19 protein-coding genes are annotated in these 22,626 nt (G+C 67.9%); 10 read left to right on the forward strand and 9 right to left on the reverse strand.

The annotated features are described in order from the left end of the window. Positions 1-133: 133 nt before the first annotated feature. Positions 134-1,087 (reverse strand): thioredoxin-disulfide reductase, encoded by a 954-nt coding sequence (trxB, locus tag AC6CH2_RS02010; protein WP_435393695.1) that lies wholly within the window; start codon positions 1,085-1,087, stop codon positions 134-136. Positions 1,088-1,541: 454 nt separating this feature from the next. Here trxB and AC6CH2_RS02015 point away from each other — a divergent pair, with 454 nt between their 5' ends. The 4 genes from AC6CH2_RS02015 to AC6CH2_RS02030 all read left to right on the forward strand — a co-directional run bounded on the left by AC6CH2_RS02015 (position 1,542) and on the right by AC6CH2_RS02030 (position 7,470). Then, entirely contained in the window at positions 1,542-2,612 is a 1,071-nt protein-coding gene (locus AC6CH2_RS02015; protein WP_498267699.1) for an alanine dehydrogenase, read from the forward strand. Positions 2,613-2,986: 374 nt separating this feature from the next. Beyond that, positions 2,987-5,350, forward strand: coding sequence for a DNA translocase FtsK (locus AC6CH2_RS02020; protein WP_498267700.1), 2,364 nt, complete (start codon positions 2,987-2,989; stop codon positions 5,348-5,350). A 102-nt stretch (positions 5,351-5,452) separates the two neighbouring features. Continuing rightward, positions 5,453-6,085: an outer membrane lipoprotein periplasmic chaperone LolA gene (lolA, locus tag AC6CH2_RS02025; RefSeq protein WP_498267701.1), complete on the forward strand. Its 633-nt coding sequence runs from the start codon at positions 5,453-5,455 to the stop codon at positions 6,083-6,085. Between the two features lie 386 nt (positions 6,086-6,471). Then, complete coding sequence (locus tag AC6CH2_RS02030; RefSeq protein WP_498267702.1) at positions 6,472-7,470, forward strand: hypothetical protein; 999 nt, start codon at positions 6,472-6,474, stop codon at positions 7,468-7,470. A 165-nt stretch (positions 7,471-7,635) separates the two neighbouring features. Here the strand turns inward: AC6CH2_RS02030 and AC6CH2_RS02035 are convergent, their stop codons facing one another. Further along, a complete protein-coding gene (locus tag AC6CH2_RS02035) occupies positions 7,636-8,112 on the reverse strand; it encodes a GNAT family N-acetyltransferase (RefSeq protein WP_435393700.1) in 477 nt (158 codons plus the stop codon). A gap of 153 nt (positions 8,113-8,265) precedes the next feature. Next, positions 8,266-8,802 carry a glycoside hydrolase family 108 protein gene (locus AC6CH2_RS02040; protein ID WP_435393701.1) on the reverse strand — a complete coding sequence of 179 codons (537 nt, stop codon included), beginning with the start codon at positions 8,800-8,802 and terminating at the stop codon, positions 8,266-8,268. Between the two features lie 235 nt (positions 8,803-9,037). On the opposite strand from AC6CH2_RS02040, the gene AC6CH2_RS02045 reads away from it, so the two are divergent. After that, positions 9,038-10,492 (forward strand): replication-associated recombination protein A, encoded by a 1,455-nt coding sequence (locus tag AC6CH2_RS02045; protein WP_498267703.1) that lies wholly within the window; start codon positions 9,038-9,040, stop codon positions 10,490-10,492. 85 nt (positions 10,493-10,577) lie between these two features. Continuing rightward, positions 10,578-10,964 (forward strand): fluoride efflux transporter CrcB, encoded by a 387-nt coding sequence (crcB, locus tag AC6CH2_RS02050; protein WP_498267704.1) that lies wholly within the window; start codon positions 10,578-10,580, stop codon positions 10,962-10,964. A 44-nt stretch (positions 10,965-11,008) separates the two neighbouring features. Here crcB and AC6CH2_RS02055 read toward each other — a convergent pair whose 3' ends face one another. Continuing rightward, positions 11,009-11,221 (reverse strand): hypothetical protein, encoded by a 213-nt coding sequence (locus AC6CH2_RS02055; RefSeq protein ID WP_498267705.1) that lies wholly within the window; start codon positions 11,219-11,221, stop codon positions 11,009-11,011. A gap of 356 nt (positions 11,222-11,577) precedes the next feature. Here AC6CH2_RS02055 and AC6CH2_RS02060 point away from each other — a divergent pair, with 356 nt between their 5' ends. Next, positions 11,578-12,315: a SapC family protein gene (locus tag AC6CH2_RS02060; protein ID WP_498267706.1), complete on the forward strand. Its 738-nt coding sequence runs from the start codon at positions 11,578-11,580 to the stop codon at positions 12,313-12,315. Between the two features lie 976 nt (positions 12,316-13,291). Here the strand turns inward: AC6CH2_RS02060 and AC6CH2_RS02065 are convergent. The 5 genes from AC6CH2_RS02065 to AC6CH2_RS02085 all read right to left on the reverse strand — a co-directional run bounded on the left by AC6CH2_RS02065 (position 13,292) and on the right by AC6CH2_RS02085 (position 19,360). Then, positions 13,292-14,077: an ABC transporter permease subunit gene (locus AC6CH2_RS02065; protein ID WP_498268195.1), complete on the reverse strand. Its 786-nt coding sequence runs from the start codon at positions 14,075-14,077 to the stop codon at positions 13,292-13,294. Positions 14,078-14,103: 26 nt separating this feature from the next. Beyond that, positions 14,104-14,961 carry an ABC transporter permease subunit gene (locus AC6CH2_RS02070; RefSeq protein ID WP_498268196.1) on the reverse strand — a complete coding sequence of 286 codons (858 nt, stop codon included), beginning with the start codon at positions 14,959-14,961 and terminating at the stop codon, positions 14,104-14,106. A 226-nt stretch (positions 14,962-15,187) separates the two neighbouring features. Continuing rightward, the gene (locus AC6CH2_RS02075; protein WP_498267707.1) at positions 15,188-16,342 is read right to left on the reverse strand and encodes an ABC transporter ATP-binding protein; all 1,155 of its coding nucleotides are present in this window, start codon (positions 16,340-16,342) and stop codon (positions 15,188-15,190) included. Between the two features lie 4 nt (positions 16,343-16,346). After that, entirely contained in the window at positions 16,347-17,492 is a 1,146-nt protein-coding gene (locus AC6CH2_RS02080; RefSeq protein ID WP_498267708.1) for a polyamine ABC transporter substrate-binding protein, read from the reverse strand. A 941-nt stretch (positions 17,493-18,433) separates the two neighbouring features. Further along, the gene (locus AC6CH2_RS02085; RefSeq protein WP_498267709.1) at positions 18,434-19,360 is read right to left on the reverse strand and encodes a LysR family transcriptional regulator; all 927 of its coding nucleotides are present in this window, start codon (positions 19,358-19,360) and stop codon (positions 18,434-18,436) included. Between the two features lie 90 nt (positions 19,361-19,450). Between AC6CH2_RS02085 and AC6CH2_RS02090 the strand changes: the two genes are divergently transcribed. The 3 genes from AC6CH2_RS02090 to AC6CH2_RS02100 are packed head-to-tail and all read left to right on the forward strand — an operon-like array spanning position 19,451 to position 22,625. Continuing rightward, positions 19,451-20,698 carry an acyl-CoA dehydrogenase family protein gene (locus AC6CH2_RS02090; RefSeq protein ID WP_498267710.1) on the forward strand — a complete coding sequence of 416 codons (1,248 nt, stop codon included), beginning with the start codon at positions 19,451-19,453 and terminating at the stop codon, positions 20,696-20,698. Further along, a complete protein-coding gene (locus AC6CH2_RS02095) occupies positions 20,695-21,531 on the forward strand; it encodes an SDR family oxidoreductase (RefSeq protein ID WP_498267711.1) in 837 nt (278 codons plus the stop codon). Before AC6CH2_RS02090 ends, AC6CH2_RS02095 begins: the two co-directional genes overlap by 4 nt. Continuing rightward, complete coding sequence (locus AC6CH2_RS02100; RefSeq protein ID WP_498267712.1) at positions 21,528-22,625, forward strand: phosphotransferase family protein; 1,098 nt, start codon at positions 21,528-21,530, stop codon at positions 22,623-22,625. Before AC6CH2_RS02095 ends, AC6CH2_RS02100 begins: the two co-directional genes overlap by 4 nt. Position 22,626 lies beyond the last annotated feature (1 nt).

A 22,626-nucleotide genomic window follows, 5' to 3' on the forward strand; every position in this document is an offset into this window, starting at 1 on the left:
CTGTCGGTGGGCCCGCGCTGCGAACGCAGCCGCGGGCGCGGGGGACGCGCAATGGCGCCGTCTTCATGGACCGGCGCCAGGGCGGTGGCGCCGGGCTCGCGGCCGATTCGCATCGATCCGCGAGGCCGCAGCATCAGGCGTCCTTGTCGAGGAACTTCTCGGCGTCGAGCGCGGCCATGCAGCCGAAGCCGGCCGAGGTGATGGCCTGGCGATACACCTGGTCGGCGACGTCGCCGGCGGCGAACACGCCCGGCACCGAGGTCTGGGTGGCGTTGCCGTCGAGGCCGGTCTGGATGGTCAGGTAGCCGTTCTTCATCTCGAGCTGCCCGTCGAACAAGGTGGTGTTCGGGGTATGGCCGATGGCGATGAACAGGCCGTGGATGGTCAGGTCGCGGGTCGAGCCGTCCTGCACCGACTTCACCCGCAGGCCGGTCACGCCGACGTCGTTGCCGAGCACTTCGTCGACGGTGTGGTGCCAGACCGGCTCGATCTTGCCGGCCTGGATCTTGGCCTGCAGCTTGTCCTGCATGATCTTCTCGGCGCGCAGGGTGTCGCGGCGATGCACCAGATACACCTTGCGCGCGATGTTGGACAGGTACAGCGCTTCCTCGACCGCGGTGTTGCCGCCGCCGACCACCGCCACGTCCTGGTCCTTGTAGAAGAAGCCGTCGCAGGTGGCGCAGGCCGACACACCGCGACCCTTGAACGCGTCTTCCGAGGGCAGGCCGAGGTACTTCGCGGTCGCGCCGGTGGCGATGATCAGCGCATCGGCGGTGTAGTCGCCGTTGTCGCCCTTCAGCCGGAACGGACGCTTGGACAGGTCGGCGGTGTGGATGTGGTCGAACACGACTTCGGTATCGAAGCGTTCAGCGTGCGCCTGCATGCGCGTCATCAGGTCCGGGCCCATCAGGCCGTGCGCGTCGCCGGGCCAGTTGTCGACTTCGGTCGTGGTCATGAGCTGACCGCCCATTTGCAGGCCCGTGATCACCAGCGGCTTCAGGTTCGCGCGAGCGGCGTAGACGGCGGCAGTCCAGCCGGCCGGGCCGGAACCGAGAATGACGACACGGGAGTGCTTGGAAGGGGTCATGTATATAATCGCGGCAGTTGGGAGCGCGCTCTGCGCAGAATGAAACTCGACATCTCGGCCATACGCCGGCGTGTTGAAGTTTCAGGAGCAGGGCATAGCTTGGAGGCGGCGTCCCGGCAAAACAAGGCGTGTCGTACGGACGCAATGTTGCGTTCCGCGCGAACCGCCCGTAGCCGGCCAACGCGGCGCGTGCCGATGGGCGTATCTGACCGGCGACTGCCGGCTGGCGCTTGCTGGCTGACGCCGCCGGATCGCGCAGCCGCCGTCGGACCGCTTCGAAGACAGGCGCTCGGGCACGAACGCGCAAGCACGACCGCCGACCAGGATTCGTTCCACCCCATTCGCCACAGCACCACGTTCCACCGCAACGTTCCGACACCACACGACAACTTAGACAATCTGGCTTGGGGCGCCGCGCATGCGGCGTTTTTTCTGGGCCGCACTGGAGACAGCAATGCGTATCGGCGTACCGAAGGAAACCAAGACCCTCGAAGGGCGCGTCGCGCTCGTTCCCGCCGCGGCGGGCGATCTGGTCAATCGCGGCCACGAGGTCTGGCTGGAACAGGACGCGGGCATCAAGAGCGGGTTCAAGGACTCCGACTACACCCGCCTGGGCGTGAAGATCGCCCCGGACGCGGCGGCGCTGTACGAAAAGGGCGAGCTGATCGTCAAGGTCAAGGAGCCGATCGCCGGCGACCTGCAGCACCTTCGCAAGGATCACCTGCTGTTCTGCTACCTGCACCTGGCCGCCGAGCCGGTGCTGACCCGGCAGTTGCTCGACATCGGCCTGACCGGCGTCGCCTTCGAGACCGTCGAGCTGCCCAACGGCGACCTGCCGCTGCTGGCGCCGATGTCGATCATCGCCGGCAAGATCGGCGTCCAGGTCGGCACCCACCTGCTGCACCAGCCCATGAGCGGCAAGGGCAAGCTGCTCGGCGGCCTGCCGTCGACCGAGCGCGGCAAGGTGGTGGTGTTCGGCGCCGGCCAGGCCGGCGGCGCTTCGGCGGCGCTGGCCGCGGCCGGCGGCTCCAACGTCACCGTGTTCGAAATGCGCCAGGACCGCATGGACCAGATGATGCGTCTGGGCAACAACGTCACCGCGCTGTTCCCCTACGTCGACGTGGTCGCCCGCGAAGTCGCCTCGGCCGACCTGGTGATCGGCGCGGTGCTGGTGACCGGCGCGCGCGCGCCGCACGTGCTGACCCGCGAAATGCTCAAGGGCATGGAAGACGGCAGCGTGGTGGTCGACATCTCCATCGACCAGGGCGGCTGCTTCGAGACCTCGCGCCCGACCACCTGGAAGGAACCGACCTACGTCGAAGAGGGCGTGACCCACTTCTGCGTGACCAACATGCCGGGCGCCGTGCCGCAGACCTCCTCGCAGGCGATCTGCGCGGCGATCCTGCCCTGGGTCAACAAGCTGGCCGCCGGCGCCGAGTGGCGCAACAACCCGGCGCTGGTGCGCGGCATCAACGTCGAGGCCGGCCAGCTGATCCATCCGGCCCTGCAGGGTATGAAGCTGTAAGAGGCCAAGGCGGCGAGAACATCGCCGGAACCTGGCCGAACACGGCCGGGCCGGCTGGCCGGGCGAGCGCAGGCGGGATCTCCCGCCTGCGCTCGCCCGAAACCGGTTGCGCCGGCGGAGCGGGGCGGTAAGGTGGGGCGGTGGCCGGTGCGCCAATGTCCCGCCGCCGCCCCGTTCTTGTTGCGGCCGGGCGGGTGGCGGCGCCGTCGGCGGTCGGGTCGGCCGGGGCGATGCGGCCCGGACCCGTCGCCGCAGCGAAATCGGGGCAGGGCGCGGCGGCCCGCTGGCGGGCACTCAGCCGCTTTCTTTCCACTCGGCTCGATTCGGCTGTATATTCAACAACTAACAGTATCAACCTAAGGCAGCACATCACGGTGGCGCAAGCTCCCACAGCCAGTCGCAAGAAGGCCAAAGCGGCCGAGACCGAAAAGCGCCCGCCGTCGCCGCGACGTCAGCGGCTGATGCGCGACATCGTCCTGATCGTGATCGCGCCGCTGCTGCTGTACCTGCTGGCGAGCCTGATGACGTTCTCGCCGTCCGATCCGGGCTGGTCGCATTCGGGCTCGATCACCGCGCCGCTGCATAACGTCGGCGGCCGCGTCGGCGCCTGGACCGCCGACGTGTTGCTGTACCTGTGCGGCTACGTCGCCTTCCTGCTGCCGATCATGCTCGGCGCGATCGCCTGGATCGCCTTGTTCGGCATGGACAGCGACGGCGACGGCGAAGCCGACCTCGGCCCGGCGCTGCGCCTGATCGGCATCGTCGGTTTCCTGGTCTCGGCGACCGGCCTGCTGCAACTGCGCTTCGGCCCGGCCGACGATTTTTCCGCCGGCAGCGGCGGCATCCTCGGCCAGTTGGTCGGGCGTTCGCTGTACTCCGGTTTCGGCCCGGTCGGCGGCAATCTGTTCCTGCTCGCGCTGCTGTTGATCTCGGTGACCCTGGCCACCGGCATCTCCTGGTTCGCGGTGATGGACAGGCTGGGCCAGTGGACGATGGCCTTGGGCCCGAGCCTGAGCAAGCTGTTCCGCCGCGGCAGCCAGCAGGCGACCGAGTGGCGCCAGGCCCAGGTCATGCGCGAAGAGCGCGAGGAAGTGCGCAAGGTCGACACCGAGCTGCGCGCCAAGCGCGAGAAGGTGCGGATCGAACCGCCGCCTGCGCCGGTGGTGGAGAAGAGCGAACGCGCCAAGCGCGAAACCCAGATCCCGCTGTTCAACACCGGCGACGGCAGCGGCCTGCCGCCGCTGGCGCTGCTCGACGATCCCAAGCCGCAACCCAAGGGCTACAGCGAAGAGACCCTGGAAACCCTGTCGCGGCAGATCGAATTCAAGCTCAAGGATTTCCGCATCGACGCGCAGGTCATGGGCGCCTATCCGGGCCCGGTGATCACCCGCTTCGAGGTGCAGCCCGCGCCCGGGGTCAAGGTCAGCCAGATCAGCTCGCTCGACAAGGACATCGCCCGCGGCCTGTCGGTCAAGTCGGTGCGCGTGGTCGACGTGATCCCCGGCAAGTCGGTGATCGGCCTGGAAACGCCGAACACCAGCCGCGAGATGATCTACCTGTCCGAGCTGCTGCGCTCGAAGGAATACGACAAGTCCGGCAGCCCGCTGACCCTGGCGCTCGGCAAGGACATCGCCGGGCGGCCGACGGTGGCCGATCTGGCGCGCATGCCGCATCTGCTGGTCGCCGGCACGACCGGTTCGGGCAAGTCGGTCGCGGTCAACGCGATGGTGCTGAGCCTGCTGTACAAGGCCTCCGCGAAGGAACTGCGGATGCTGATGATCGACCCGAAGATGCTCGAGCTTTCGGTCTACGAGGGCATTCCGCATCTGCTGGCGCCGGTCGTGACCGACATGAAGGAAGCCGCCAACGGCCTGCGCTGGTGCGTGGCCGAGATGGAGCGCCGCTACAAGCTGATGTCGATGGTCGGCGTGCGCAACCTGGCCGGCTTCAACAAGAAGGTCCGCGACGCCGAGGAAGCGGGCCAGCCGATGATGGACCCGCTGTTCAAGCCGAACCCCGAGCTCGACGAGGCGCCGCGCCAGCTCGAGACCCTGCCGTTCATCGTCATCTTCATCGACGAATTCGCCGACATGATGATGATCGTCGGCAAGAAGGTCGAAGAGCTCATCGCCCGCCTGGCGCAGAAAGCGCGCGCCGCCGGCATCCACCTGATCCTGGCCACCCAGCGTCCCTCGGTCGACGTCATCACCGGCCTGATCAAGGCCAACATCCCGACCCGCATCGCCTTCCAGGTGTCGAGCAAGATCGACTCGCGCACCATCCTGGACCAATCCGGCGCCGAGACTCTGCTCGGTCACGGCGACATGCTGTACCTGCCGCCGGGCACCGCGATGCCCGAGCGCGTGCACGGCGCCTTCGTCTCCGACGAGGAAGTGCACCGCGTGGTCGAGCACCTCAAGCAGGTCGGCGGCCGCCCGGACTACATCGAAGGCGTGCTCGACGAAGTGCAGACCATGGGCGACGGCACCGTGGTCGGCGCGACCGGCCTGCCGGAAACCTCCAACGCCGGCGGCGACGAATCCGACCCGCTCTACGACGAGGCCGTGCGCATCGTCACCGAGACCCGCCGCGCCTCGATCTCGGGCGTGCAGCGCCGGCTCAAGATCGGCTACAACCGCGCCGCGCGCCTGATCGAGGCGATGGAAGCGGCCGGCATCGTCACTCCGCCCGAGCACAACGGCGACCGCAACGTGCTGGCGCCGCCGCCGCCGAAGTAGGGCCGGCCTTAAGCTGAACCGATGGCGCGCCGGGCCGGTCCTGGCGCGTGCCCGTTCAGTTTTTTGTTGTCAGACTCTGCGCAAGCGTCCTGGAGTATTCCGATGATTCGTACCGTCAAATTCGCTGCGGCCGGCGCGATCGCCGCCGTATTGTTCTCGGCCAGCGCCTTCGCCGGCGCGCGCGACGACCTGGGCGCCTTCACCCGCGGCCTCAAGGGCCTGGACGGCCAGTTCGCCCAGCAGGTCTACGACGCCAACGGCAAGCTCAAGGAGACCTCGCAGGGCCAGGTGGCGCTGTCGGCGCCGCGCCTGTTCCGCTGGGAATACGTCAAGCCGTACCCGCAATTGATCGTCGCCGACGGCAAGAAGGTCTGGGTCTTCGAACCCGACCTCAATCAGGTCAGCGTGCGACCGCAGGGCGCCGAGGAACACAACAGCCCGCTCGCCGCGCTGATCGACCCGACCCGACTGGATGCGATGTTCGTGGTCAAGGACCACGGCAGCAACGGCGGCCTCAACTGGCTGTCGCTGCAGCCCAAGACCGAGAACGACGCCAGCTTCCGCAGCGCCCGGCTCGGCTTCAACGCCGGCGGCCTGGCGAAGATGGAAATCGTCGACGCGCTGGGCCAGAAGACCGAGATCAGCTTCAGCGGCTGGAAGCGCAACCCGAGCTTCCCGGCGACCACCTTCAAGTACGCGCCGGCCAAGGGCGTGGACGTGATCGGCGAAGGCTGAGCCGCGCCGCGCGGCGGAGCCGCACTGCGCATCGAGCGAAACGCGAGCCCCCTGGGGCTCGCGTTTTTCGTTTGCGCGCGGGCTTGCGAGCGGCGATGTCGCGAACTGCGACCGCGATCAACTTCGTTTGCGTCAGCGACTCGTGCGTGTGAAATGCGTCGCAGCGTATCGGCACAAGGCGTCGCGCTATTCGCCCGGCTGATCCGCGGCAGGGTCGTGCCGCATGCTGCTCGGCGTCACAGCACGAACCGAGGCGGCGCATGCCCCGACGCGATCGCGGTGGCATGCTCGCCGCGCTTCGCCAGGATCGAGGCGAACCCGGCGCAGGCGCAACGCTGGCCGCATGCGCGCGTCCCCCGCCAGCGTTCCGACTGGAGTGTCACCGCATGAAGCGTCTGTCGTTATTGATCGCCTTGCTGCTGCCGACGATGGCGGCCGCCCAGGACCAGACTTTCGAGAAAGACAACGGCGTCATCCGCATCCGGCTCAACGAAAAAGTGCTGCCGTTCATGACGCGCGCGCCGATGATTACCGGCCTTTGGATCGCCGGCCGTCAGGCCGTGCCGCACGACAACGCCGGCGCCGATTTCCAGATGACCACGCGCGGCACCGAGGGCAACGAGTACAACCCGACGCAAGGCGGCGACTGCACCGGCCGTACCTCGTTGTTGACCGGTGCGATCCCGGACTGGAGCGGCGCCCAGCTCGGCACTCCCGCCAGCCACGGCATCCTGCTCGGTATCGATCCGCTGCTCTACGACGAGCCGGGCCTGTCGGGTACCTGCGAAGGCGGCAGCGAGGGATCCGCGCCTTACGACATGGCCTTCGGCGTCACCCTCGGCGACGGCTTCGCCATGCCGCGCGAAGCGATGATGCTCGACATGTCGATCCGCAAGGACTTCTCCGGGGCGAAGGACCTGGTCAAGGCCTTGTCGGAGCTGCCGGTCGCTTTCGTCGACGTCGACTTCCTGCGTTATGCCTACTACAGCCTCGACGGTTCGCAATTCCAGCGTTTCCAGGTATCGGCCTCATCCGGCCTCGGCCACGACATCAAGCATTGGCCCTGGAACAAGAACCACTTCCAGAGCGGCCACGCCATCGCGCTGTGCGATCGTCCCGACATGGTCGAGCAGCCGAGTCAGGGCACCTGCATGGCGTTCTATTCGCACGAACCGACCCTCGTCTCCGCCAGCCGTCGCCAGGGCTCGCCGAACGAACTGGCGCTGATGACGATGCTCGGCGACGACGATTTCACCACCCGCATCGTCGACAGCGAGTGGCATACCGCGCGCCGGCTGGTGGCGGTGGGGCACCTGACCTCGGTGGCGGCGGTGATCGCGCACGCCGAGCGACACTTGCCGGTTTCGTCGTGGGCGAGCTGGTAACCCTCGAGTCCGCGACGCGAGCCCGCCTGGCTTGTGCGGGACCGCGACCGCGACCGCGGCGAGCAAGGCGAGCCCCACCGGGGCTCGCGTTTTCTGCCGGCCGTCGCCAGGCCCGAGCGGATGCCGGCCGCGCGCATCACGGGTGCCGCGCCTGCGGCGGCGCGGTTACAGCGACTTTTCGTAGAGGATCGTGGTCAGCCCGCTGTTCCATTCTTCGTCGGGGTAACGCGCGGTCTCGCGATAGCCCAATGCCAGGTACAGAGCCTGGCTGGCGCTATTGAAGGTGTCGGTTTCCAGGCTCGCGGTCGCGATGCCCTCGGCGCGCATCGCCGCTTCCAGTGTCGCCATCAACTGCCTTGCGACGCCGCGCCGGCGCGCCGAGGCGGTCACGTGCAGGGCATCGACGAAACCGTCCTCGCGGTGGGCGAACCCGGCCAGGCGCCCGTCGAGCTCGGCGATCACGAAGCGGTGCCAATGGGCTTCCACGAAGCGCTCGGTGCCGCCGCCGCGGCGATAGGCGGCGATGGCTTGCGCGGTCAGCTGCGGGCGCCAGGTGTCGAGGAAGGTTTCCTCGAGCAGGGCCAGCACGGCGGCGCGGTCGTCTGCGCGTGCCGGGCGGATCCGAAGGGCGGTGGCGGTCATGGCGTCGGCGGCGTTGCGGGCAACGCCGGTTCCTGAGGGTCGATGCGGCCGCTCATTGTGCGGCCGCGGCGCCGCGGCCGGGATGACGCGATCGGGCCTTTGCGATGCCGCTGGAGGTACGGTTGAACGCCGGCACCGGTTGCCGCCCCGGCGCTAGGCCTGCGCCGGCGCCTGCTCAGGGAACCACTGCGCACGCTTGAGCCAGCCGGGCAGGAAACGCTGCAGGACCGGATGCTCGCTGGCCAGGCTTTGGTAGTAATCGATACGGCCCTGGCGGTAAGCCGGGTAGAGCGCCGCCTGATCGGCCGCGTGCAGCGCCGCGAGGGTGTCCGGGCCGAAACGGCCGTCGGCCTTCACCGGCGGGCCGAGCAGGGTCTGCAACAGCAGCACCGCATGGAAGCCGGCGTTGACCTGGAAATCGAACAGGTCCTCGGCCAGGCACTGCAGGCCGATCGCATCGCAATACAGCGGGTCCCAGTACAGGGTCTTGTACAGGACCGCCGCCTGGCCGTTGCTCAGGGCCTTGAGGTTGTCGAGGGTCGGGGCGATGCCGAGCAAGGACTGCGCATGCGCCTCGAAGGTCGCCAGGGTGATGCCCTTGTTGGTGGCCCCGCCCGGGTCGGCCGGGTCGTCCACGTAGCCGCCCTCGAACGTCAGCAACTGCGGGAAATACTCGTTGAAATCCGCCATCGCGATCCTCGCTTGTCAGTGGATGGAGTTCCGGCGCGCCGGGTGGGTAGCAGGGGAAACGTCGCTGGCCCGGCGATGTGAGCGGCGTCTGCGCCGAGGCCCGGTCGGGGATCCTAACCACTCGCCGCCGCGCCTGCCGCCACGTTCGACCCGCGGCCGGAGGCGGTTTGCGAAATCCCGCTGGATCAATGGCTTGCGCCGGGGGGCGGGCCTCCGTCGGCGCTATCTTGCTATCGTGTCGGGCCGTCAGACACCGGAACCCGTGCGCCCCGTGGCTCGCCGAAACGTCCCCTCCGCCGATAACGAACGCGACCTGTTGAGCGTCGACCGCGACGGCCTGCGCCCGCTGGCCGAGCGCATGCGCCCGCGTGCCCTCGACGAGATGGTCGGCCAGCGCCGTCTGCTCGCGCCGGGCTCGGCGCTGCGCCGCGCGGTCGAGTCCGGACGCGTGCATTCGATGATCCTGTGGGGGCCGCCGGGCTGCGGCAAGACCACCCTGGCGCTGCTGCTGGCGCGCTACGCCGATGCCGAGTTCAAGGCGATCTCGGCGGTGCTGTCGGGCCTGCCGGAAGTCCGCCAGGTGCTGGCCGAGGCCGCCCACCGTTTCGCCGACGGGCGCCGCACCGTGCTGTTCGTCGACGAGGTGCACCGCTTCAACAAGAACCAGCAGGACGCGTTCCTGCCGCACATCGAGCGCGGCACTATCCTGTTCGTCGGCGCCACCACCGAAAACCCCTCGTTCGAACTCAACTCGGCGCTGTTGTCGCGGTGCCGCGTGCACGTGATGGAAGCGGTGTCGCCGGAGGACATCCGCCAGTCCCTGCAGCGCGCGCTCGAAGACGAGGAGCGCGGCCTCGGCGGGCAATCGATCCGGGTCGGCGACGACCTGCTTTTGCAGATCGCCACCGCCGCCGACGGCGACGTGCGCCGCGCGCTGACCCTGCTGGAGATCGCCGCCGAGCTGTCGCAGGACGAGGGCGGCCTGATCACCGAAGCGACCCTGGCCCAGGTGCTGGCCGACCGCACTCGCCGCTTCGACAAGGGCGGCGACCAGTTCTACGACCAGATCTCGGCGCTGCACAAATCGGTGCGCAGCTCCAACCCGGACGCGGCGCTGTACTGGTTCGCGCGGATGCTCGATGGCGGCTGCGACCCGCATTACCTCGCGCGCCGGATCGTGCGCATGGCGGTCGAGGACATCGGCCTGGCCGATCCGCGCGCCCAGCAGATGGCGGTCGACGCCTGGGACACCTACGACCGGCTCGGCAGCCCGGAAGGCGATCTGGCCCTGGCCCAGGTGGTGATCTACCTGGCGAGCACGGCCAAATCGAACGCGGCCTACGCGGCCTTCAACGCGGCCAAGAGCGACGTCGGCCAGTACGGCACCCAGGACGTGCCGATGCACCTGCGCAATGCGCCGACCAAGCTGATGGAACGGCTGGGCTACGCCAAGGGCTATCAGTACGACCACGACGCGGCCGGCGGCATCGCCCTCGACCAGACCGGCTTCCCCGATGCGATGGGCGAGCGGGTGTACTACCAGCCGGTTGCGCGCGGCCTGGAGATCAAGCTCGGCGAGAAGCTCGCCCGGCTGCGCGTATTGCGTGCGCAGGCGCGCGGCGCGCAGGACGGCGAGGGCGGTGGCGACGGCGAGCCGGGCGCGGGCGAGGGCGAGGGCGAGGGCGGCTGAGCCGGCGAGGGCATACTCGACGGGGGGCGCGGCCGCTCGCGACGCGCGGCCGCCACAGGCACAGGCAAGGCGGGAGATCGCAACGATGTGGGTTTCGTTCTTGGCAATCGGCCTCGGCGCCGCGATCGGGGCCTGGGCGCGCTGGGGGCTGGCCGTCTGGCTCAACCCCGGCCATGCCGGCCTGCCGCTGGGTACCCTGGCGGCGAACCTGGTCGGCGGCTACGGCATCGGCCTGGCCGTGGCCTGGTTCTCGCAGCATCCTTCGATCGCGCCGGAGTGGCGCTTGTTCATCGTCACCGGCCTGCTCGGCGGGCTGACCACCTTCTCCACATTCTCGGCCGAGGTCGTGCAGTTGCTCGGGCGCCAGCAGTTCGGCTGGGCGTTCGGCGTGGCGGCCCTGCACATGCTGGGCTCGTTCGCGATGACCGCCGCCGGCATGGCCAGCGTGCAGGCCTGGGGCCGCGCCGGCTGAGCGTGCCGGCCAAGCGGGGCACCGGCCGAACGGACGTTCGAAATTCACTCGGCCGAGGGCGGCACCGGATGGCGCGACATGCGCAGCACGTCGTCGCTCGGCGCGGTCAGCTTGTTGGCCAGGACTTGCTGCAGCGATTCCACCTCGGCCCAGACCATGTGCTGCAGGGCCTGCAGTAAGGTCATGCCGGCGTTCGACAGGATCAGGCGGCCGTCGTGGCTCAGGGCGAGGCCGTCCTCGATCAGAACGTGCTTCATGTGGCTGGTTTCCGGCTGCACCCCGCGCTGCAATCCCACTAGCACGCTCAGCAGAGCGTGTTCCCGCAATGACACCTTGAACAAAGCACTTCCCCTTCTCTGCACCCGGCACGTATGGCTTGTATGTGCCGGCAATCACGATATGGGATGCGACGTGATGACAGCTTTGACTGGCGTCGGCGCACGTGAAAGTTGCCTTCACCGGCGCTGGGGCAGGCCCGGGGCGTGTCCACAGCGGGCGCCGCTGCCGGGTCGCTTCGCGCGGCCCGGCGCCGGCCCGTTGTAACTGTCATGGCGATGCGGCATCGTCGCCGCACCCGCCGGGTCGGCGGACACACCACAGATTCGGGACTTCCATGCTGATCTACGACAAAGTCGTGCCGTTGAACCGCCACACCCATCGCCGCCTGCGTCTGCGCTCGTCCTCGCACAACGCCCGCTTCGCCGCCGGGCTCAACTCGGTGCCGTTGACCACGGTCGAGTTCCTGCAGGCCGCCTGCGAGTACGCCATCGTGTTCGCCAAGCTCGAAAGCGGCGATTACCTGCCGGCGATCATGGTCGGCCTGCGCAACGAGGAAAATCTCTACGTCGGCGAAGATGCGCGCTGGAAGCGCGGCTACGTGCCGGCGTTCCTGCGCCAGTACCCCTTCATCCTCACCGAAGACCGCGCCAACAACACGATGACGGTCTGCATCGACATGGCCTACGACGGCCTGTCGGAAGAGGAGGGCGAGCCGCTGTTCCAGGAGAGCGGCGAGGACAGCGAAAACCTCGCGCGGGCGATGGGCTTCATGGCCAGCTACCACGACGAGTTCCGGCGCACCGCCGCGTTCACCGCCAAGCTCAAGGAACTCGACCTGCTGGAGCAGCGGGTGATCCGGTTCGGCGGCGAAGGCGAGCCCCAGCGCGAGCTCGGCGGCGTTTACGTGGTGTCGGAAGAGCGCCTGCTCAAGCTCGGCGACGAATCGATCCCGGACCTGCTGCGCTCCGGCGCGCTCGGGCTGATCTACACCCACCTCACCTCGATGCAGAACCTCGACCGGCTGTCGGCCTTGGCGCAGGAAGCGCAGAGCAAGACGGCGACGACGAACTGAGTCGCGCCATGCCGGCGGGCGCCGAACGGCCCCGCCGCTACTCTCGTGATTCTCGTCGTCTTGGGGTCATCCCTGCAGTAGCGATGCTAGTCGCGGCCACGGCGGTGGCTAGCCGGCGTCGGCGCATGAAGAGGTCGCCGCTTGCGCCGCTCCTGCACAAAACATCCGTCATTGCTGTGGCCGTTGCCGTTGCTGTGCGTAGCTTCGCACCAGCGAAGCCATAGAAGACCCGGAGGACGGCCCGCAGGGATGCGGGCCGTTTTTCATCGGGACAGGGAGGTCCCGTATGAAAAATCCGCGCGGATGCCGTGATCGTGCGGGCTTGTGATTCAAAACAAAGCAACTTCTTTGGTTATCTTTCTTTTGTTGCTTTAGACAAAAGAAATTAACTCGCCGCTTTATTGGCGGAAGCTTTGGGTTTGATGTTGATCAATTGAATGAGAGGGGGCGCCGCAAGACCGCCGCAGCGATGTCGCGGCTTGCGTCGCTCCTACCCTGGCGGAAATGCGCCGCTCCGATAGACGGCGTCGCCCTTGTCCTCTCTGCGCATCCCGCGACCGCGCCGTTTCCCGTTGCGGCGTTTCTTGCCGCAGGGCTTTGAAGCTACGGCAAGAGCAAAGCTTCCGTCCGCTGACGCGGCCGGGTTACTTTCTTTTGCTGAGCCCAAAAGAAAGGTAGCCAAAGAAAAGGGCTCTCCTTGCGGGCACCAGCCCGCACGATCGAAGCCGACGCAGGGATGCTCCAGACAGGCCGTCCCTGGCCTGCTGGCGCACGGCTCGCCTCCCTGCGGGCCGCCCTACGGGTCTTCTATTGGCCGGCAAAGCAGTAGAGCAGAGCAGCAGAGCAGAGCAAAATCACGGCAACGGCAACGGCAACGGCAACGGCAACGGCAACGGCAACGGCAACGGCAACGGCAACGGCAACGCAAGAGCAGAGTCAACGGCTCAACCTCGCGCCGAGCCCACGCGCATACGCCTCAATCCCGCAATCGCGCCAACTTGCGTTCGCGCCGATGCATCAGCACCCCGGCCACGCTGACGCCGATCGCCACCAGCAGAACGATGATCGTCGTCAGGGCGTTGATCTCCGGAGTCACCCCGATCTTGACCTTGGAGTAGACCAGCATCGGCAGGGTGGTCGAGCCTGGGCCCGAGGTGAAGCTGGCGATAACCAGGTCGTCCAGCGACAGGGTGAAGGCGAGCAGCCAGCCGGCCAGCAGGGCCGGGGCGATCAGGGGCAGGGTGATGACGAAGAATACCCGCCACGGTTTCGCGCCGAGGTCCATCGCGGCTTCCTCCAGGCTCGCATCCATCGAGGTCATGCGCGAGCGCACCACCACGGTGACGTAGCAGGCGGTCAAGGTGATGTGGGCGAGGGTGATGGTGGTCATGCCGCGTTCGGGCCAGCCGAACAACTGCTGCACGCCGACGAACAACAACAGCGAGGACAGACCGAGCATGACGTCCGGCATCACCATCGGCGCCGAATTCATCAAACTGAGGATACCGCGCCCCGGGAAGCGGCCGAAGCGCGACAGCGCCAGGCCGCTCGCGGCGCCGAGGGCGACCGCGGCGGTCGCCGAGATCGCGGCGATGATCAGGCTGCGCTGCACCGCTTCCAGGATCTGCTCGTTGCGCATCAGCGCGCCGTACCACCGCAACGAAAAACCGCCCCAGGTGGTGGCGCGCTCGGAAGCGCTGAAGGAGAACACGATCACCGAGACGATCGGCAGGTACAGGAAGGCGTAGCCGAGCGCCATCATCGTGTAGAGGACGAACGGACGCTGCTTCACGAACGGGCCTCGCGCGCTATACGGCGATTCTCGATGTATTCGAACAACACAGTCGGCAGCACGATCAGCAATAGCATGGCGATGGCGATCGCCGCCGACAACGGCCAGTCGCGGTTGGTGAAGAACTCGGTCCACAGCACCCGGCCGATGGTCAGCGCATCCGGGCCGCCGAGTACGTCGGGGATGACGAACTCGCCGACCGCCGGGATGAACACCAGCAAGGTGCCGGCGATGATGCCGGGGACCGACAAGGGCAGGGTCACGCGCAGGAAGGCCTGCCAGGGCTTGGCGCCGAGGTCGGCGGCGGCTTCGAGCAGGGTGAAGTCGAGCCGGACCAGGGTTGCGGCGAGCGGCAGGATCATGAAGGGCAGGTAGTTGTAGGTGATGCCGATATAGACCGCCAGGTCGGTGTGCAGCACTGCCTCGCCGGGCTCGATCAGGCCGGTCCAGGCCAGCGCCTGGCTGATCAGGCCGTTGGCGCGCAGCAAGCCGATCAAGGCATAGGTGCGCAGCAGCGAGCTGGTCCAGAACGGCAGGATCACCAACACCAACAGCAACAAGCGCAGCACCCGCGGCGCGCGGGCGATGCCGTAGGCGATCGGATAGCCCAACAGCAGGCAGAACAGGGTCGACACCGAGGCGAACAGCAGCGACTTCAGATAGGCGGCGATGTACAGCGGGTCCGACAGCAACGCGGTGTAGTTGGACGCGTGCAGGCGCAGCGAGGCGGCGCCGTCGGCACCGGTCTCGATCAGCGGTGTGTATGGCGGCACCTGGCCGAACAGGCCCTGGGCGAAACTGATCTTGAGCACGATCAGGAACGGCACCAGGAAGAACAGCGCCATCCACAGCATCGGCACCGCGGTTACCAGCAGGCGGCCGCGGCGGCTGCGGAACTCGTCGCCGACGGCGCGGAACCAACCGAAGAGGTTCTGAACGACATCCGCCCAGAAACCCCAGGCCCCCGAGTCCCGCTTTTGTTCCATCCCACTCACAAGTCAGCCCCCGGCACCGAAGCGCAGACTGCTCCGGTACGTATGGGCGGGCAACTCACGAGTTCGGCGTTCATGACTTCGGCGCTCACGATGTCAGCACCACCGCGCTGGTCGCGTCCCACGACAGCCACAGGCTGTCGTCCCAGTCGTAGTGCGGCTCGGAGCTGCGCGCGACATGGGTCTCTTGCACTCGCAAGGTCGCGCCGGCCTCGGTCTGGACGTGATAGATCGACACGTCGCCGAGATAGGCGATGTCGCGGACCTTGCCGACCACCGCGTTGTCCAGGCCTTCGGGACGGGTTTCGTGCACGTCGATTTTTTCCGGACGCACGGCGATGGCGACCGCGGCGCCTTCGGGCAGCGGACCGGGATGGCGCGCGAGCAGTTCGCCGCCGACCCCGTCGCAGTGCACGCGCAGCAGGCCGTCGTCGTGATCGAGCACTCGGCCCTCGAGCAGGTTGATGCCGCCGATGAACTCGGCGACGAAGCGGGTCGCCGGGTATTCGTACAACACCGCCGGCGTCGACACCTGGACGATGCGGCCGGCGTCCATGACCGCGATCCGCGACGACATCGTCATCGCTTCTTCCTGGTCGTGGGTGACCATGATGAAGGTCGTGCCGACCCGCTCCTGGATGCTGACCAGTTCGAACTGGGTGTGTTCGCGCAGCTTCTTGTCGAGCGCGCCGAGCGGTTCGTCGAGCAACAGCAACTTGGGTTGCTTGGCGAGCGCGCGAGCCAGGGCGACGCGCTGGCGCTGGCCGCCGGACAGCTGGTCCGGCTTGCGGTGGCCCAGCTGCGGCATGCGCACCAGCTCCAGCATCGCCTGCACCCGGTCGCGGATCTCGCCGGCGCCGAGCCGGGCCTCGCCGGGCAGGCTCTGCTTGAGGCCGAAGGCGATGTTCTGAGCCACGCTCATGTGCGGGAACAGGGCATAACTTTGGAACATCATATTGACCGGCCGCTGGTACGGCGGCAGGTCGGTGACGTCGATGCCATCGATCGATACGCGGCCGCGGTCGGGCGTCTCGAAGCCGGCCAGCACGCGCAGCAGACTGCTCTTGCCCGAGCCCGAGCCGCCGAGCAGGGCGAAGAACTCGCCGCGATACACGTCCAGGGAAATATCGTCGCAGGCACGGACCTTGCCGTAGGTCTTGGTCACGCCTTCTATGCGCACGAACGGCTGCGTGGACGGGTCGTGCCACGGCTCCGGCGCGGCGCGGCGGGCGGGGACGCTCACGCGCTCAGTGCCCGCTCTTGATGCGGGTCCAGGCGCGTACGCGCTGGCGCTGCACGTCTTCGGGCAGGGACTTGGGGTCGATCAGCTTGGCGCGCATCTCGGCCGGCGGATACACGCCGGGGTCCTGGGCGATGGCCGGGTCCACCAATGGCAGCGCATCCTGGTTGGCGCTCGCGTAGGCGACGTGGTTGCTGATCGCCGCGGCGACCTTCGGGTCGAGCAGATAGTCGATGAAGGCATGGGCATTGCCCGCGTGCTTGCTGCCCTTCGGCACGGCGATCACGTCGACCCAGCGGATCGCGCCTTCCCTGGGCAACACGAAGCGCAGGTTCGGAACCGGTTTGCCGGCCTTGGTCGCGGCGTCGAAGGCGTCGGTGCTGGCCTGGGCGATGTCGCCCGAATAGCCCATCACCAGGCAGGCGTCGCCGTTGGCGAAAGCGTCCTTGTATTCGGCGTTGTTGAAGGTGCGCACATACGGGCGGATCGCCTCGTAGACCTTCTTGACCACCTCGATCTCGTCGGCAGTGCCGGCGTTCGGATCGCGCCCGCGCCAGATCAGCGCCGCGCCGAAGGCTTCCTGGTCGTCGTCGAGCACCGTGATGCCGCACTTGGCGAGCTTGGCGGCGTTGGCCGGGTCGAACAACAGCGACCAACTGTCGAGCGGCGCGCCGGCGCCGAGCGCGGCCTGGACTTTGTCCACGTTGACGCCGAGCCCGGTCGTGCCCCACATGTACGGCACCAGGTGCGCGTTGCCGGGGTCGATGCCGGCCAGGTTCTGCAGCAACTGCGGGTCGAGGTGCTTCCAATGGCTCAACTTGCTCTTGTCGAGCGCGGCATACAGCCCGCTCTTGACCTGGCGCTGGGCGAACGGCCGCGCCGACGGAAACACCACGTCGTAGCCTGACGCGCCCGCGGTGAGCTTGCTTTCCAGGGTTTCGTTGGCGTCGTAGACGTCGTAGTTGACCTTGATGCCGGTCGCCGTCTCGAAGTTCTCGATGGTGTCGTCGGCGACGTAATCCGACCAGTTATAGACATTGAGCACCTTGTCCTCGGCGCCGGCCGGCGCAGCGGTCGCGGCCGGGTCGGGCTGTTTGCCGCCGCAGGCGACGAGCATCAGGGCGCAGGCGAGCGGGGCAAGGCGCAGGATCACGGTGTTCTCCAAAGCAGGTGCGATGGCGGGGATGTTCGGAGGCCGCTCGGACGGTGTCAATGTAAGACGAATCCTGGCGCCGGCCTTCACGTGCACGCGCCGATCGTCGGCCTGCGTGGAATGACCGGAGCCGGCTGGCATCATGCGCAGACGTGGCGACAGGACAGGGTCGTGGCAGCCGATTGCGCTATCGTCCCGGACAGCCCGCCTGGAGAAGGCCATGGCCCATCGGCCGCCAAGCTAATAGGCGACAGGGTCGCTATCGCGATCGCGATGTGCGACGAAACAAAAGCAGGAGCGACACACATCGCGACCGCCATGCCTCAGTCTCGCATCGTCTCGGGTTGTCTCTGTAGAACGCGACGTGAGTCTCGACCGAGGCAATGGCCAACCTGCGTCGGCGCATGCAAAAGGTCGCGGCTTGCGCCGCTCCTGCCCCAAAACATCCTTCGTTGCGGTGGCGGTTGCCGTGCGTAGCTTCGAGCTAGCGAAGGCCATGGAAGACCCGAAGGGCGGCCTGCATGGATGCAGGCCGTTTTTCATCGGGACAGGGAGGTCCCGTATGAAAAATCACCGCGTCGGCATCGCTCGTGCGGGCCCTGGATTCAAAAAGAAGCATTTTTCTTTGGTTACCTTTCTTTTGTTGCTTTAGACAAAAGAAAGTGACCCGCCGCTTTAGTGGCGGAAGCTTTGGGTTTGATCTTGATCTTGATCCAGATCTTTCTTGAAGCGTGCGCCGCAAGACCGCAGCAGCGCGGTCGCGGCTCGCGCCGCTCCTACCCTGGCGAGGGCGCGCCACTTCGATGGATGGCGACGGCCTTCAGATCTCCGCGCACCCCGCGGTCGCGACTCACGTCGCTCCTACAGGGGCCTCCGAAGACGACGCAAGATCGGAATGGCTAGCCGCGGCTAGCCCTGCACCCGGAAGTGCAAAAACGAACTCACCCAAACAGCCCCTTCTCGCATACCCCCACCACCACCTCCCGCAACCACTGGTTCGCCGGGTCGAACTCGCTGTTGGCATGCCAGTACAGATGCAGCTGCGCCGCCGGCAGCGCGAACGGCACCGCGGCGCGCTGCAACTGGGCGCTCGAGGCGATGCGTCCGGCCAGGCCGGACGGCATGGTCAGCAGGTGGTCGGACTCGGCCACGACCTGGCAGGCGGAGTGGTAGTTCTGGCAGCGCAACGCGATCGGCCGCTGCAGGCCGAGGTTGAGCAGGGCGATGTCTTCGATCACCTGGCCGCTGGCGCGGGTCGACACCGCGACATGCCGCGCCTGCAGGTACTGCTTCAGGCTCAGCCGCTTCGCCAGCGGGTGGCCGCGGCGCATCACCACGCAGAAGCCGTCCTGGAACAGGGGCCGGTGCCGCACCGGTTCGCTGATCGGCAGCGCCACATCGATGGCCAGGTCGACCTGGCCGCCGGCGAGTTCGCGGCCGAGTTCGCGCCGCGCCACCGCGACGCTCGCCAGGGTCGCGCCCGGCGCCTGCGCATCCAGCGCCTGCGCCAGCGCCGGCAGCAAGGCGCTCTCGGTCGCATCGGGCATGCCGATGCGGAACGACTGCCGGGTTCGCGCCGGATCGAAGCGGTCCCATTGCTGCAGCAGTTCGCGCAGCCGGCCGAGGGCGTCGAGCAGGCTCGGCGCCAAGCGTTGACAGGCCGGGGTCGGGCTCATGCGGCGGCCGTCGCGGACGAACAAGGGGTCGCCGAACTGCAGGCGCAGGCGGGCCACGGCGTGGCTGACCGCCGACGGGGTCAGGAACAAGGCCTGAGCGGCGCGGCTGAGGTTCTGTTCGCGATACACCGCCTCGAACACCTTGAGCAGGTTGAGGTCGAGCTGGTCGGTCCTGCTGTGAATCTGGCTCATGATGGGAAGTTAGCAAATATCACTTCATTCAGCCCCGTCGCCCGCCTAGGATGATCCGGACCGGGCCGCCGCCCGCGCCAGGAATCCGTGATGGACTTCGCTCCGAGCGCCCGTACCGTCGAGCACCTGCAACGCCTGCGCGGCTTCATCGCCGAACACATCGAGCCGTTCGAGGCCCGGTACCGTCGCGAGAACGCCGAACTCAACGCCGGCGCCGACTGGCGCCGTTGGCGCGTGCATCCGCGCATCGGCGAACTCAAGGCGCTGGCGCGCGAGGCCGGGCTGTGGAATTTGTTCCTGCCCGATGCCGGGCTCGGCGGCGGCCTGTCGGTGCTCGAATACGCGCCCCTGGCCGAGGCGATGGGGCACTACGAATTCGCAGCGGAAGTCTTCAACTGCAACGCGCCCGACACCGGCAACATGGAAGTGCTGCATCACTTCGGCACGCCGGCGCAGAAAGCGCGGTGGCTGGCGCCGCTGCTGGCCGGGGAGATCCGCTCGGTGTTCTGCATGACCGAACCCGATGTGGCTTCCTCGGACGCGACCAACATGCAGGCGACGATTCGCGCCGACGGCGACGAACTGGTGCTCGACGGGCGCAAGTGGTGGTCGACCGGCATCGGCCATCCCGATGCGCGGCTGGCGATCTTCATGGGGTTGTCGAACCCCGAGGCCGAGGCGCACGCGCGCCACAGCATGGTGCTGGTGCCGCTGGACGCGCCGGGCGTGCGGGTCGAACGCATGCTGCCGACCTTCGGCGAGTACGACCCGCCTTACGGCCATGGCGAAGTCGTATTCGACAACGTGCGCGTGCCGAAGGACCAGTTGCTGGTCGGGCTGGGGCAGGGCTTCGCGATCGCCCAGGGCCGGCTCGGACCGGGCCGCATCCACCACTGCATGCGCGCCATCGGTGCGGCCGAGCGCGCCCTGGAACTGATGATCCGCCGCGGCAGCGCGCGCCTGGCCTTCGGCCAGCCGATCCTGCGCCTCGGCGGCAACCTCGAACGCGTCGCCCAGGCGCGCATCGCCATCGATCAGGCGCGTCTGCTGACCCTGTACGCGGCCTGGAAGATCGAACGTTTCGGAGTGAAGGCAGCGATGACCGAAATCTCGGCCATCAAGGTGGTCGCGCCGAACCTGCTGCAGGACGTCGTCGACCAGGCGATCCAGATCCATGGTGGCGCCGGGGTGTCCCATGATGTGCCGCTGACCGGTTTGTTCATGATCGCGCGCGCCTTGCGCATCGCCGACGGACCCGACGAGGTGCATCGCGCCATGGTCGCGCGCATGGAACTGGCCAAGTACGGCCTCGGCCGCAGCGCCAGGGAAGCCGCATGAACGCGGGCCGAGTGTTCATCACCGGCGGCGCATCCGGCCTCGGCCGCGCGCTCGCCGAAGGCTATGCGCGCGAGGGGGCGCGCGTGTGCATCGGCGACGTCAACGCCATGCGCGGCGCGGAAACCCTCGCCGCCTTGCAGGCGCTCGGCGCGACCGCGCACTGCCTGCATTGCGACGTGACCCGCGAAGAAGACCTGCAGGCCGCGGCCGACTGGCTGCTGGCGCAATGGCAGGGCGTCGACCTGGTCGTCAACAACGCCGGCGTCGCCGACATGGGCCCGCTGGAAGCGATGCCCATCGCCGACTGGCAATGGATGATCGACATCAACCTGCTCGGCGTGGTGCGCGGCTGCAAGGTCTTCGCGCCGATCCTGCGCCGCCAGGGCGGCGGCACGATTCTCAACATCGCCTCGATGGCCGGGCTGATCCACCCGCCGTACGCGGCCGCCTACAACGCCACCAAGGCCGCGGTGGTGGCGCTGTCGGAGACCCTCAAGGCCGAACTCGGGGGCGACGGCATCCGCCTCGCCGTCGCCTGTCCGGCGTTCTTCCGCACCAACCTCGGCGAAAGCCTGCGCAACACCGACCCGCGTTATGCGCGCTGGATGCGCAAGTTGGTCGACGAGGCCGGCATCGGCGCCGACGAGATCGCGGCGATGATCCGCGACGGCGTCGCCCGCGGCGAATTCCGCATCCTGACTCACGCCTCGGCGCGGCGTTTCTGGATGCTCAAGCGCCTGCTGCCCTATCGCTTTTACGAGGCGGCGATGCGCCGCGCCGGGCAGGGCGGCCGCGCCAGGAAGAAGCCGGCCGGCGCGGACGGCAAGGCATGAGCGAGCGCGTCGCCAACGATGCCGCCGGCGACGGCAGCCGCGCGGTGCGAGCCGGGGAAGAACTCGATGCCGCCGCCGTCGACGCCTGGCTGAAACCACGCCTGCCGCATCTGCGCGGCACGCCGGTGGTCAGTCAGTACGCCGGCGGCGCGTCCAATTGGACCTACCGCCTGCGTTACGACAACGACGACCTGATCCTGCGCCGCCCGCCGGCCGGCAGGAAGGCCAAGTCGGCGCACGACATGGGGCGCGAGTACCGGATCCAGCAGGCCTTGAAACCGGTATTCCCGTTCGTGCCGGCGATGCACGCCCATTGCGCCGACGAAGCGGTGATCGGCGCCGAGTTCTACGTGATGGAGCGCCTGGACGGCCCGATCCCGCGCAAGAACCTGCCGCGCGGTGTCGAGCTGTCGCGCGAACAGGTGCGCAGCCTGTGCGTCAACGTGCTCGATACCGTGATCGCCTTGCACCAGGTCGACCACCGCGCAGCGGGGCTGGAACACCTTGCCGCCGGCGCGGGCTACGTCCAGCGCCAGATCGACGGCTGGAGCCGGCGCTATGCCGATGCCCGCACCTGGAACGTGCCGAGCGGCCGCGCGATCGTCGACTGGCTGCGCGCCAACCTGCCGCAGGAGGAGCGCATCTGCCTCACCCACAACGACTTCCGGTTCGACAACGTGGTGCTCGATGCGCGGGACCCGACCCGGGTGATCGGCGTGCTCGACTGGGAGCTGGCTACGCTCGGCGACCCGCTGATGGATCTCGGCAATACCCTGGCTTACTGGGTCGAGGCCGGCGACGACTTCATCGCCCAGAGCACTCGCCGGCAACCGACCCATCTGCCCGGCATGCTCAGCCGCCGCGAAGTGATGGAGTACTACAGCGAACGCACCGGCCTGCGCCCGCGCAGCTGGGCCTTCTACGAGGTCTATGGCCTGTTCCGCCTGTCGGCGATCGCGCAACAGATCTACTACCGCTATCACCACGGCCAGACCCGCAACCCGGCGTTCAAGCGCTTCTGGCTGTCGGTGAACTATCTGCACTGGCGTTGCCGCCGCGCGATCGCGCGCGACCGCCGCGGGCCGGGCGCCTGAG

Source organism: Lysobacter sp. GQ73 (assembly GCF_059758755.1).